We start from the raw sequence: 12,480 nt of genomic DNA, 5'->3' as shown, positions 1-12,480 counted from the left end.
CAGCCCCTCGACCAGCCCCTCGACAGGCCCCTCGACAGGCCCCGCGCCGCGCGTAGAGTGCGGCGATGTCGAGCTTCGCCGTCCCGCGCCTCCTCCTCGCCGCCTGCGCGGCCCTGCCCCTCCTGGCGGAGGCCGCCCGGGCCGACAGCTGCGACGACCTCACCCGCCAGATCGCCGACGCGATCGGCGGCCGGGTCGGCAAGCGCGCCGGCCCCAGCATCGACATCCGCGTGGCCGGCCCGATCAAGTTCGACGTGACCTGCCGGGCCGAGCCGATCGTGCAGGCGACCTCCGCCGAGCCGAGCCCCTCGGCGACCTTCTTCCGCGACCTGTCGGTGGCCTCCGAGATCCTCATCGGCCAACCGGCCGCGACCGTCGAGCCGATCATCGCCACCGCCTACCGGACCGCGCTGGCGGAGCGGCGCAAGTCGTTCATCCAGCAGAACGGCTGGTCGGCGTCCTGCTACACCGACCCGGGCAGCAGCACGATGCGCACCCTGTGCTCGGTGGGGCGTATCCCGCCGGGCTGAGGCGGACCTGAGCCGGCAGGATGCGTGGCCTGGGCCCGCTCAGTACTCGATCACGCCGTCGAGCGCGTAGTGCTTCACGGTCTTCCGGTTGGCGATCAGCTCGTCGACCGTGGGCTCGCCCTTGAGGGCGCGGGCGATGGCGAGTTTCGTGGCCTCGTAGTTGGTCCGGTAGAGGTCCTTCTGGTCGAGGTTGTCGTCCTCGGCGCAGCGCTGATCGAGCCAGATCATGATGATCATGCACAGCTCGTCGAGCCCGTCCTTCGGCAGGATGCCCTCGATGATGCAGTCCACGATCGCGTCGCCGGTGGCGGCCTGGACCACGCCGCCGAGGAGCTCGGCATACTCGGCCGTGTGGATCGTGACCTTGGTGGTCATCATCGTGGCCGGGCGCACGAGCTGGTTGAGGTCGCGCACCACGAACATCCGCGTGTGGCCCTGGACCTGCCCCATCATCGACGCGAAGGCCTGACCGACCGGGCCGCGCACCGAGCCGATCAGCACCTCCGGCATGGCGTCGGTGTACTGGCCCTCGGCCGCCAGCACCGTGGCCTCGCCCGTGCGGAACCAGATCTCTTGCATGTTCGAACTCCACCTGATCGGAGCCCGCGGGAGACATCATCGGCGGCCTCGCGTCAATCGCCCCGAAGCCGGCTCCCATCCCGGCCGCCCCTGCCCTCGCCCGCGCTGCGGCGCGGGCGCGGACCCGTGCCGCCCCGCGTCGCCGCGATGCGGCCGCCGGCATCCGCGACGGCGCGCATCTCCACCCCTGCGCGGCCTGTGGCCTTGAGGAACGCGGACAGGCGAGGCAGGGAAGATCGGAGCGCGGCTCCGGGAGCGGTCCCGGGCCTGGCCGTTCCGGTGGGCGCGCGGCGCCGTGCCGGGCATGCGGGAGGAACACGATGGCGGAGAGCACGGACCGGGGCTCCGGCTGGAGCCTTCAGGCGAGCGCCGTGCCCGACGGGGTGCGCCTGGAACTCGCCCTCGCCGACCTCGGCGGTGCGCCGGTCACCGCCGCGATCGTGCTCGACCGGACGGAGGCCCGGGCCTTCGCCCGCGCCCTGCTGGCCGCCGCCGGCGACGCCGCGGAGCGGACCTTCCCGAAGCCGGGCGCCTGAGGACGCGCCGCCGGCCGGTCAGCGCACGCCGAGGCCCGGATTGCGGCCCGGCAGGCGGGGGACCACGGTGCCGCGCTTCTCGATCGGCGCGTCGCAGGCGTAGGCGAACTCGGTCTTCAGCGGATCGAACACGGTCTCGCCGGTGATCCGGCAATCCTCGCGCACGGTCTCGTCGAGATAGGCCCGGGCGGCGGTGCGGAAGCGCTTCACCCGGGTGGCGCCCGGCTCCGGATCGATCCGGACCTCGCTCAGGTTGCAGCCGGTATACTCGCGCAGGGCGTTGGACACGATCAGCATCCGGCGCAGCTGCCGGTTGTCGTAGACCTCGTAGGGCTCCTTGCAGCCGATCGTGACGACCTGGGGAGTGAGCGCCACGTAGTTCCGCGAGATGTAGGAGAATCCGGTGGTGCAGCCGGCGAGGCCGAGGGCGGCGAGGCCGAGGGGCAGCAGAGCTGCGGGTCGTCGCATCCTCGTCATTCCAAGAGGGTCCCAGCCCGCACCCCGGATCCGCCGCCTTCCCGGCGGGGCGCCGCGATGCATTGAAACGGCTCCGCTTGCGCCGTCAATGCGTTTCTCGACCTTCTCCCGCGGGCGCGCCCGCGGCGCGCCGAGCCGAGCGGTGCCGCTCTTGCGGAACACTTGCGGAACGTTTAACCTGTTCGTGATTTGTTTCGGAGACCGTCACGTGGCGGTCCGCCAAGCCGCGAGTCCCCCGTCGATGCTCACGCGCAAGCAGCTGGACCTCCTGCGATTCATCCAGAGCCGGATGCAGGAATGCGGTGTCCCGCCGTCGTTCGACGAGATGAAGGATGCCCTCGATCTCAAGTCGAAATCCGGCATCCACCGGCTGATCACGGCGCTCGAGGAGCGCGGCTTCCTCCGGCGCCTTCCGAATCGGGCGCGCGCCATCGAGGTGATCCGGATCCCCGAGAGCCTGACCCAGGCCGCTCCGGCGACTCAGGCCCCCGCCGAGCCGCGCCGCTTCACGCCGAGCGTGGTCGAGGGCGGTAAGTCCAAGCAGCCGCCGGCCCCGGCGAGCACGCGGATGATCGACGAGTCCGGCCGCGCCATCTCGATCCCGGTCATGGGCCGGATCGCGGCCGGTACCCCCGTCTCGGCGATCCAGAACCAGAGCCACGCCATCACCCTGTCGCCGGACTTCGTGGCCGGCGGCGAGCACTACGCCCTCGAGGTGCGCGGCGACTCGATGGTCGAGGCGGGCATCCTGGACGGCGACCTCGTGGTCATCCGCAAGCAGGAGACGGCCAATACCGGCGACATCATCGTGGCGCTGATCGACGACGAGGAGGCGACGCTCAAGCGCCTGCGCCGCCGCGGCTCGTCGATCGCCCTCGAGGCCGCCAACCCGGCCTACGAGACCCGCGTGCTCGGGCCCGACCGGGTCCGGATCCAGGGCCGCCTTGTGAGCCTCGTCCGCCGCTACTGAAGCGGCTCGGCCGGCGCGTCGCCGGGGGCGAGGTCTCCGCCCGGCGCGGCGTCGGCCTCCGGCGTCGCGGCGACCCCGTCCTCCGCGGGGCGGTCGCCCGGCTCCGCGGTGACCGGCCGCGGCGGTCCCGGCCCGCGCCCGGCGGCCGGCCGCCAGGGCACGGCGCGGCCGTCGTCCCGGGCGTAGCGCGCGGCGAAGCCGTCGCCGTCGGTCCGGAGGGCCACGGCCCCGCGGGCGGCGAGGACGCGCCGGTCGATCACCAGCGGCCCCGTGCAGGTCGGCGGCGCCGCGAGGCCCGTGATCAGCACCGCGGCGCGGGCGCAATCCTCCGGGAAGGCCCGCCGGTCCCGGACCAGGGCGACCGCCCGCCCGTCCGGCAGCCGGGCGGTGCAGCCGAGCCGGTCGCAGCGCCCGCTGCCGGACCGGACGATCAGCCCCGCGGACCGCCGCCCGTCGCCGTCCGCCTTCAGCCACTGCTCGAGGACGAAGCCCGAAGGGCTGCCGAGGGCCGCGAGCCGCCCGTCCGGGCCCCTCACCGCGGCCCCCGCGCCCTGCCGGTCGACGTAGAGGTCGTAGTGGTTGGGCCGGGCCGCGAGGACGAGCCCGAGCAGGACCGGCGGCACGGCGAGCCAGCGCAGGCGCGAGGCCGGCAGCGTCCCCAGCAGCAGGCCGGCGGTCAGCAGGGCGAGCGCCCCGGCGCCGAAGGCCGGCAGCACCAGGACCGCCCGCTCGAACCCGGCGATCCAGTCCGAGATCGCCAGCATCCCGGCCACCGCCTGCCCCATCAGCCACCAGACCGGCCGGTCGAGGGCGAAGGGATAGGCGAGGCAGCCGATTACCGCGGCCGGCATCACCACCAGGGAGACGAGCGGCAGGGTCAGGGCGTTGCCGACGAGGCCGAAGGGCTGGACCGTCTGGAAGTGGTAGGTGGCGAAGGGGGCCGTCGCGACCTGCGCCACCAGGGTCGTGGCCAGGGTCCCGGTGATCGCCGACAGGCCGGTCCCGACGAGCCGCCCGATCCGCCCGGCCCCCGGGCGCACGAGCAGCCGCCCGTCGATCAGCCGCGCGCAGGCGATCAGCCCGGCCACGGCGCCGAAGGACATCTGGAAGCTCGGGCCGAGCAGGCCCTCCGGCTCCCGGGCGAGCGCGATCAGCGCCGCGAGGGCGAGGTTGCGCATCGACAGGGCCGGCCGGTCCACCAGGATCGCGCCGAGCATGATCAGGGTCATGATCAGCGAGCGCTCGGCCGCGATGTCCCAGCCCGAGAAGGCGCAGTAGGCGGTGACGCCGACCATGGCGAAGCCGGCCGCGATCTTCTTGATCGGCCAGAGCAGCGCGCAGAGCGGCACCGCGGCGAGGAGCGCCCGCACCAGCCAGAACACCACGCCGGCGGCCAGCACCATGTGGAGGCCCGAGATCGACACCACGTGGTAGATGCCGGCGGCGCGGAGCGCGTCGTTGGTGGCCGGCCCGATGAGGCCGCGCTTGCCCGTCACCAGGGCCGCCGCCACCGCACCCGCCTGGCCGCCGGCGGCCTCCGCGATCCGGCGCGTGAGCCCGTTGCGCGCCGCGTCGAGCGCAGCGGCGAGCCGCAGGCCCAGCGGCGGCGGCCCGGACGGTTCCCGGACGGTGACGGTGCCGATCAGCGAGCCCACCGCGCCGATCCCCTGGAAATAGGCGTCCCGGGCGAAGTCGTAGCCGCCGGGCCGGGCCGCCTCCGGGGGCGGAAGCAGCCGGGCCGTGGCGGCGACGCCGTCCCCGGGACGCGGGATCGGCGTCTTCCGGAACGAGACCCGGACCCGGGCGGGCCGCGCCTCCGGCGCGAGGCCGGCGAAGCTCTCCACCCGGATCACCAGCCGGGCGCCCACCTCGCGCTCGTCCAGGGCCTCGACCGTTCCGACGAGCGGGCCGATCGTGGTGCGGGTGAGGATCGGTGCGGCGACCTGCGAGACCCGCCAGGTCGCCGCCGCGAAGCCGAGGAACGCGGCCGCCACCGCGAGCGCCGCCGCCAGGGCCGCCGGCCGCGCGCCGAGGACGGGGACCGGCGCCAGCGCGAGGCCGGCCGCGATCAGGGGGGCGGCGAGGCTCGGCGCGCCGTCGGCCGCCGCGAAGTAGACCAGGATCCCGCCGCCGAAGGCCACCGCCAGCCAGGGGAACAGCCGGCGCTGCTCGGCCTCGCGGGCGAGGCCGGCGACGACCCAGTCGCGGAGCGCCGGGAGGGCGGCCGGGAGGGCGGCCAAGAGGGCGGCGGGAAGGGCTCGGGCGCGCGGGCCGATCAGCGCGACCGCGCCGTCCGCCCGCCTCGCGCCGATCCGCCGCATCGCCGCCGCCCCGCTCCGCGCGACCTGTCGTCGGGGCCGTGCGATTCTGCGGGCGATTCTTAACGCATCCGCCGGCCCGTGCTACAGCGGGTTCTTCGTGCTACGGGCGCCCTGTCGAGCCCCTCGCCGCTCCGCCGCCCCTTCGCCGTCCGTCGCGCCCCGTCCGCGACCAGCCCCGGAACATACCGGACCGATGTCCTCAGCCGTCGTCACGCGCTTCGCCCCCTCGCCCACGGGTTACCTGCATATCGGCGGGGCCCGCACGGCCTTGTTCAACTGGCTCTACGCCCGCCACACCGGCGGCACGATGCTGCTGCGCATCGAGGACACCGACCGCGAGCGCTCCACCAAGGGGGCGATCGACGCGATCCTCGACGGCCTCTCCTGGCTCGGCCTCGACTGGGACGGCGACGTGGTCTTCCAGTTCGCCCGCGCCGAGCGCCACCGCGCGGTCGCCGAGGAGCTGCTGGCCGCGGGCCGCGCCTATCACTGCTACGCCACCGCCGAGGAGCTCACGCAGATGCGCGAGACCGCCCGCGCGGAGGGGCGCGCTCCGCGCTACGACGGCCGCTGGCGCGACCGCGACCCGTCCGAGGCCCCCGCCGGGGTCAAGCCGGTGATCCGCCTGCGCGCGCCGACCGAGGGCGAGACCGTGGTCGAGGACGCCGTCCAGGGCCGCGTGACCTGGGCCAACAAGGACCTCGACGACCTCGTCCTGCTGCGCTCGGACGGGACGCCGACCTACATGCTCGCCGTCGTGGTCGACGACCACGACATGGGCGTCACGCAGATCATCCGCGGCGACGACCACCTCACCAACGCGGCGCGCCAGAGCCAGATCTTCTCGGCCCTCGGATGGGACATCCCGAGGATGGCGCATATCCCGCTGATCCACGGAGCGGACGGGGCCAAGCTCTCGAAGCGCCACGGCGCGCTCGGCGTCGAGGCCTACCGCGATCTCGGCTACCTGCCGGCGGCCCTGCGCAACTACCTCGTGCGGCTCGGCTGGAGCCACGGCGACCAGGAGGTCTTCTCCACCGACGAGATGGTCGCGGCCTTCGACCTCGGCGCGGTCGGACGCTCCGCGGCGCGGTTCGACTTCGCCAAGCTCGCCAACCTCAACGGCCTCTACATCCGCACCAGCGCCGATTCCGACCTCGTCGCGGCGATCGAGACCATCCTGCCCAACGTCGGGCCGGAGCGCGGCTTGTCGGCGCCGCTGCGGCCCGACCTCAGGGACAAGCTCGTCCAGGCCATGCCGGGCCTGAAGGAGCGGGCCAAGACGCTGATCGAGCTCCTCGACAGCGCCTACTACCTCTACGCCCAGCGGCCCCTGGCGCTCGACGACAAGGCCCGCGCCCTGCTCTCCGACGAGGGGTGCGGCCGCCTCGCCGGGGTGCGGCCGGTGCTCGAGGCTGTGCCCGACTGGAGCGCGACCTCCACCGAGGGCGCGGTGCGGCAGTACGCGGAATCGGCCGGCTGCAAGCTCGGGCAGGTGGCCCAGCCCCTGCGCGCGGCGCTCACCGGCCGCACCACCTCCCCGCCCCTGTTCGACGTGATGGCGGTGCTCGGCCGGGAGGAAACCCTGGCGCGCCTCGGGGATCAGGCGCCGCAGGGCTGAGGCCGGGCTGAGGGCAGGGACGAGGCGGGGACGAGGCGGCGCTGGGACCGCCGCGCGCGGACCGGGAGCGGACAGGGAACTGCCGGCCCCGACCCGGATTGCGTTGGGTGGAAATCGGTTGGCGGAATTCGCTTGGCGACGGGGGCGGGTTGTCACCGACCCCGTTGCTGCTGCACTGCCGTTTGGGTAACCCATGGCTGTGAGCACCCGCAGCATAATGCGTGTGCTCAGGCCCCCGGGACCGACTCGGGCAGCCCGAGGCCGGCATCCGCCACGTCGCCAGAGAAGGGTCCACGATCCATGAGCGCACCCAGCACCATCACCGTGGACGGCAAGTCGATCGAACTGCCGGTGAAAACCGGCACGATCGGGCCGGACGTGATCGATATCGGCAAGCTCTACGCCCAGACCGGCGCCTTCACCTTCGACCCGGGCTTCACCTCGACGGCCTCGTGCGAGTCGAAGATCACCTACATCGACGGTGACGAGGGCGTGCTGCTCTACCGCGGCTACCCGATCGAGCAGCTCGCCGAGAAGGGCGACTTCCTCGAGACCTGCTACCTGATGCTGTTCGGCGCCCTGCCGACCGCCGCCCAGCGGGCCGATTTCGAGTACCGGGTCACGCGCCACACCATGGTGCACGACCAGATGAACCGGTTCTTCACCGGCTTCCGCCGCGACGCGCACCCGATGGCCGTCATGGTCGCCTCGGTGGGCGCCCTCTCGGCCTTCTACCACGATTCCACCGACATCACGGACGAGAGCCAGCGGCTGATCGCGTCGATCCGCATGATCGCCAAGATGCCGACGCTCGCCGCGATGGCCTACAAGTACTCGATCGGCCAGCCGTTCGTGTACCCGAAGAACGATCTCGACTACACGTCGAACTTCCTGCGCATGTGCTACGCGGTGCCGTGCGAGGAGTACGAGGTGAACCCGGTCTTCGCCCGGGCGCTCGACAAGATCTTCATCCTGCACGCCGACCACGAGCAGAACGCCTCGACCTCGACGGTGCGGCTCGCCGGCTCCTCGGGCGCCAATCCCTTCGCCTGCATCGCGGCCGGCATCGCCTGCCTGTGGGGCCCGGCCCATGGCGGCGCCAACGAGGCGGCCCTCAAGATGCTGATGGAGATCGGCACCCCCGAGAATGTCAGCAAGTACGTCGCCAAGGCCAAGGACAAGAACGACCCGTTCCGCCTGATGGGCTTCGGCCACCGCGTCTACAAGAACTACGACCCGCGCGCGCGGATCATGCAGAACACCACGCACCAGGTGCTCAAGGAGCTCGGCAAGACCGACGACCCGCTGCTCCACGTCGCCATGGAGCTGGAGCAGATCGCGCTCAAGGACGAGTACTTCATCGAGAAGAAGCTCTACCCGAACATCGACTTCTACTCGGGCATCACCCTCAAGGCGATGGGCTTCCCCACCGACATGTTCACCGTGCTGTTCGCGGTGGCCCGCACCGTCGGCTGGATCGCCCAGTGGGCCGAGATGATCGAGGACCCGTCGCAGAAGATCGGCCGTCCGCGCCAGCTCTACGTCGGTCCGGCCCAGCGCGACTACGTGGCCGTGGACCAGCGCGGCTGAGGCGGGACCACCTGCCCCGGGAAGCGTCGAGCGGGGCGGCCGAGAGGCCGCCCTTCGCGTTCGCGGAGGTGATCGAACGCCGCCTGCCCGTCCGGCCGCCCTACGACTGGCCGGCGATCCGCGCGTTCCTCGCCAAGCGGGCGATCCCGGGCGTCGAGACGACGGATCCCGCGGCTTCCTACGCGCGCACGATCAGCGTCGCGGGGCGGCACGGGCTCCTGACGGTGGCACCGGGCGCGGATTGCCTGCACGTCGCGCTGCGCGGCGTCGAGGCCGGGCACGAAGAGGCCGTCGCGGGACGCCTGCGCCGCCTGTTCGACTGCGACGCCGATCCGGCCGCCGTCGCGGCCTGCCTCGGCGGGGACCCCGTCCTGGCCCCGCTCGTCGCGGCGCGGCCGGGTCTGCGCCTGCCGGGGGCCTGGGACCCGTTCGAGACCGGCTGCCGGGCGATCCTCGGCCAGCAGGTCTCGGTGGCGGCCGCGATCGGGCTCGCGGGCAGGCTGGTGGCGGCGTTCGGGACGCCGCTGGCGGAGCCGGCAGGCGGTCTGACCCACGTGTTTCCCGCGCCGACCGATCTGGTCGAGGCGGACGTCGCCCTGGCGCTCAACATGCCGCGGGCCCGCGGCGCGGCGATCCGGGCGCTGGCCGCGGCGGCGCTGGCCGATCCGGACCTGTTCGCCCCGGCGGAGTCGCTCGAGGCCGCGGTGCTGCGCTTCACGGCGATCCGCGGGATCGGTCCCTGGACGGCGCAGTACATCGCCATGCGGGCGCTCAAGCTGCCGGACGCCCTGCCGGTGGGCGATGTCGGGCTGCTGCGGGCGCTGGAGGGGGCCACCGGGCGTCCCAGTCCTGCGGAGCTGCTGGCGCGGGCCGAGGCGTGGCGCCCGTTCCGGGCCTACGCGGCGCAGCACCTCTGGGCGGCGGACGAAGCGTCCGCGACGGGGCGATGAGGCGACCGAGAGGTTCATGTTCCGCATCGCCGATATCGGCTAAGCTTGCGGCCGGCCGGGGGGCTCAGGTTCGATGTCGGAAGCGGACAGCGAAGCGCGCGACACGCTTGTTGCGAACGAGCGGATCAAGTTCACGGCCACCTACGCCAACGGCCTCGCGGTCGCGATCTTCGCCGTCGGCGGTTTCGCGCCGTTCATCTCGACTGCCCTGTCGGATCGTCCGCACTTCGCGCCCGTGCTCATCGCCATGGTGGTTTGCTGGATCATGAGTGGCGCCATACATTGGGCTGTGAGGCGCGCATTGCGGAACCTTCGCCCATGACGACAGCTCAGCTTCTTCTCCTGCTCGCGGTTCCGATCGGCGGCGGCGTGCTAGCCTTCGGTGCGCTCTGGCTCGCCCAGCGGGCGCATTGAGGACTGGCCCTCCGCACCGCGGGAACCGTTCCAGACACTCCCAATCGCGCCCGCATCTCGAGGGGCGGCGGAGCCGCCTCGAAGGCGGGCTCCAGGGATTGCGCGGCTGACCGGAGGTCTCCCCCCGAGGCGACTCCTCTCCGGCATCTCAGGATGAGGTGGTGGGTCGGGAATCCTTCACCCTCCGCGGCTCCTCACCGTCCGAACCGCTCGAATTTCGGGAAGCTGCGCGCCATCATCAGCCCGACCTCGGCGCGGTGGCCGAGCCACTTCTCCAGCACCGACGCGTTCGCGAGCCGGCCCTCGGCCGAGCCGTCCTGCCAGGGCAGGCCGTCGGCGAGCTTGAACACGTGCGCGTCGAGCAGCGTCCCGCTGCGGCAGCGCTGCAGCCGGACCCCCTTGCCGCGGGCGAGCTCCGCCACCTCGGAGACCGGGAAGACCAGCAGCAGCTTCTCGGTGTTCACCACCGCCACGTGATCGCCGTCGGCCGGCACCAGCACGGCGGCCGTGGCGTCGCCGTCGAGGCCGAGCACGCTCTTGCCCTTGCGGGTGTTGGCCACGAGCGCGTCGGCGGGCGCCACGAAGCCGCGTCCGTCCGAGCCGGCGATCAGCAGCTTGGTCTCCGGCCGGTACGGCAGCGCCGCCACGATCTCGGTGCCGTCGTCGAGGTCGGCCATCAGCCGGACCGGGTCGCCGAAGCCGCGGCCGCCCGGCAGCTTCGAGGCCTCGAGCGTGAACACCTTGCCGTTGGTGGCGAGCAGCAGGATCTTCTGGGTCGTCTCGGTCGGGAAGGCGATCTTCAGGGTGTCGTCGCCCTTGAACGCGACGCCCGAGAGATCGGCGACGTGGCCCTTGAGCGCCCGGATCCAGCCCTTGGTCGAGACGATCACGGTGATCGGCTCGCGCTCGACCAGGGCCGCCGTGAAGTCGATGCCGCCGACATCCGGCGGGCTCGCCAGCGTCGTGCGGCGCTTGCCGAGCTTGGTCTCGGGCCCGAAGGTCTTCTTCACCGCGCGGATCTGCGCCTGGATCGCCTTCCACTGCGCCGGCTCGGAGGCGAGCAGGGCGTCGATCTCGGCCTTCTCGGCGGTCAGCGCCTCGAACTCGCGCTTCAGCTCCATCTCCTCCAGCTTGCGCAGGGAGCGCAGCCGGGTGTCGAGGATCGCGTTGGCCTGGAGCTCGGTCAGCTCGAACCGGGCCATGAGGGCGGCCTTCGGCTCGTCCTCCTCGCGGATGATCCGGATCACCTCGTCGAGGTCGAGGTAGACAATGAGCAGGCCGCCCAGGATCTCGAGGCGCCGGTCGATCTGGCCGAGGCGGTAGCGCGAGCGGCGCTGCAGGACCACGCGGCGGTGGTCGACCCACTCGCGCAGGCACTCGGCGAGCCCGATCACCTTCGGCACGAGGCCGCCGACCAGGACGTTGAGGTTGAGCGGGATGCGGGTCTCGAGTTCCGTGAGCCGGAACAGCGATTCCATCAGGATCACCGGGTCGACCGTGCGCGAGCGCGGCTCCAGCACCACGCGCACGTCCTCGGCCGACTCGTCGCGCACGTCAGCCAGCAGCGGCAGCTTCTTCTCCTGCAGCAGCTCGGCCATCTTCTCGATCAGCCGGCCCTTCGGGATGCCGTAGGGAATCTCGGTGACGACGATGTTCCAGGTGCCGCGGCCGAGATCCTCCTTGGCCCAGCGGGCGCGGACCCGGAAGGCGCCCCGCCCGGTCCGGTAGGCCTCGGCGATCGACTCGGCCGAGTCGACGAGGATGCCGCCGGTCGGGAAGTCCGGCCCCTGGACGAACTTGGCGAGCTGCCCCGAGGTCGCCTCGGGATGGTTGATCAGGTAGAGCGCCGCGTCGCATAGCTCGGCGGCGTTGTGCGGCGGGATCGAGGTCGCCATGCCGACCGCGATGCCCTGGCTGCCGTTGGCGAGCAGGTTCGGGAAGGCCGCCGGCAGGACGATCGGCTCCTCCTTCTCGCCGTTGTAGGACGGGCGGAAGTCGACCGTGTCCTCGTCGATCCCGTCCAGCAGGAGGCGCGCGACCTCGGTGAGCCGCGCCTCGGTGTAGCGGTAGGCCGCGGGACCGTCGCCGTCGATGTTGCCGAAATTGCCCTGGCCGTCGACCAGGGGGTAGCGCTGGGCGAAGTCCTGGCTGAGCCGCACCAGGGCGTCGTAGATCGCCTGGTCGCCGTGGGGATGGAAGTCGCCCATCACGTCGCCGACGATCTTGGCGCACTTCTTGTGCGCGGTGGTCGGGTCGAGGCGCAGCAGCCGCATCCCGTACAGGATGCGCCGATGCACGGGCTTCAACCCGTCGCGGGCATCCGGAAGGGCCCGGTGCATGATCGTGGAGAGCGCGTAGGCGAGGTAGCGCTCCTCCAGCGCGGATTTCAGCTCGACGCTCTCGATCCCGTCGCCGGACGGCGGCTCGAAGGGCTGGCCCATGACGGCTCCTCACTACAACGTCTTCACCGCGCGCCGTCATTCCGGGGCCGC

General features: G+C 72.5%; 11 protein-coding genes. 7 read left to right on the top strand and 4 right to left on the bottom strand.

Annotated features, from left to right (window positions below; genetic code table 11):
• The first annotated feature begins 65 nt into the window (after positions 1 to 65).
• Positions 66 to 530, top strand: a complete 465-nt coding sequence (locus H288_RS0109100) for a hypothetical protein (RefSeq protein WP_020092274.1) — start codon at positions 66 to 68, stop codon at positions 528 to 530.
• Positions 531 to 569: 39 nt separating this feature from the next.
• Here the strand turns inward: H288_RS0109100 and fae are convergent, their stop codons facing one another.
• Entirely contained in the window at positions 570 to 1,109 is a 540-nt protein-coding gene (gene fae, locus H288_RS0109095) for a formaldehyde-activating enzyme (protein WP_020092273.1), read from the bottom strand.
• Positions 1,110 to 1,429: 320 nt separating this feature from the next.
• Between fae and H288_RS0109090 the strand changes: the two genes are divergently transcribed.
• A complete protein-coding gene (locus H288_RS0109090; protein ID WP_020092272.1) occupies positions 1,430 to 1,645 on the top strand; it encodes a hypothetical protein in 216 nt (71 codons plus the stop codon).
• 18 nt (positions 1,646 to 1,663) lie between these two features.
• Here the strand turns inward: H288_RS0109090 and H288_RS0109085 are convergent, their stop codons facing one another.
• The gene (locus H288_RS0109085; protein ID WP_026604787.1) at positions 1,664 to 2,113 is read right to left on the bottom strand and encodes a hypothetical protein; all 450 of its coding nucleotides are present in this window, start codon (positions 2,111 to 2,113) and stop codon (positions 1,664 to 1,666) included.
• A gap of 250 nt (positions 2,114 to 2,363) precedes the next feature.
• Here H288_RS0109085 and lexA point away from each other — a divergent pair, with 250 nt between their 5' ends.
• Positions 2,364 to 3,092, top strand: a complete 729-nt coding sequence (lexA, locus tag H288_RS0109080) for a transcriptional repressor LexA (RefSeq protein WP_020092270.1) — start codon at positions 2,364 to 2,366, stop codon at positions 3,090 to 3,092.
• Here the strand turns inward: lexA and H288_RS0109075 are convergent.
• On the bottom strand, positions 3,086 to 5,413 hold the full coding sequence (locus tag H288_RS0109075) for a ComEC/Rec2 family competence protein (protein WP_020092269.1): 2,328 nt from the start codon (positions 5,411 to 5,413) through the stop codon (positions 3,086 to 3,088). The genes lexA and H288_RS0109075 overlap by 7 nt on opposite strands.
• Positions 5,414 to 5,606: 193 nt before the next feature.
• On the opposite strand from H288_RS0109075, the gene gltX reads away from it, so the two are divergent.
• The 4 genes from gltX (at position 5,607) to H288_RS0109055 (ending at position 9,896) form a co-directional block, all read left to right on the top strand.
• Positions 5,607 to 7,034 (top strand): glutamate--tRNA ligase, encoded by a 1,428-nt coding sequence (gltX, locus tag H288_RS0109070; protein WP_020092268.1) that lies wholly within the window; start codon positions 5,607 to 5,609, stop codon positions 7,032 to 7,034.
• A 300-nt stretch (positions 7,035 to 7,334) separates the two neighbouring features.
• The gene (gltA, locus tag H288_RS0109065) at positions 7,335 to 8,624 is read left to right on the top strand and encodes a citrate synthase (protein WP_020092267.1); all 1,290 of its coding nucleotides are present in this window, start codon (positions 7,335 to 7,337) and stop codon (positions 8,622 to 8,624) included.
• 68 nt (positions 8,625 to 8,692) lie between these two features.
• Positions 8,693 to 9,574 (top strand): AlkA N-terminal domain-containing protein, encoded by an 882-nt coding sequence (locus H288_RS0109060; protein ID WP_020092266.1) that lies wholly within the window; start codon positions 8,693 to 8,695, stop codon positions 9,572 to 9,574.
• A 73-nt stretch (positions 9,575 to 9,647) separates the two neighbouring features.
• Positions 9,648 to 9,896, top strand: coding sequence for a hypothetical protein (locus H288_RS0109055; protein ID WP_020092265.1), 249 nt, complete (start codon positions 9,648 to 9,650; stop codon positions 9,894 to 9,896).
• 286 nt (positions 9,897 to 10,182) lie between these two features.
• Here the strand turns inward: H288_RS0109055 and parC are convergent, their stop codons facing one another.
• Complete coding sequence (parC, locus tag H288_RS0109045) at positions 10,183 to 12,429, bottom strand: DNA topoisomerase IV subunit A (protein WP_020092263.1); 2,247 nt, start codon at positions 12,427 to 12,429, stop codon at positions 10,183 to 10,185.
• Positions 12,430 to 12,480: the final 51 nt, after the last annotated feature.

It is taken from the genome of Methylobacterium sp. 285MFTsu5.1, from assembly GCF_000383455.1.
Lineage (GTDB): Bacteria > Pseudomonadota > Alphaproteobacteria > Rhizobiales > Beijerinckiaceae > Methylobacterium.
Note: the sequence above shows the minus strand (reverse complement) of the source record. Positions and strands in the feature narration are given on the sequence as shown.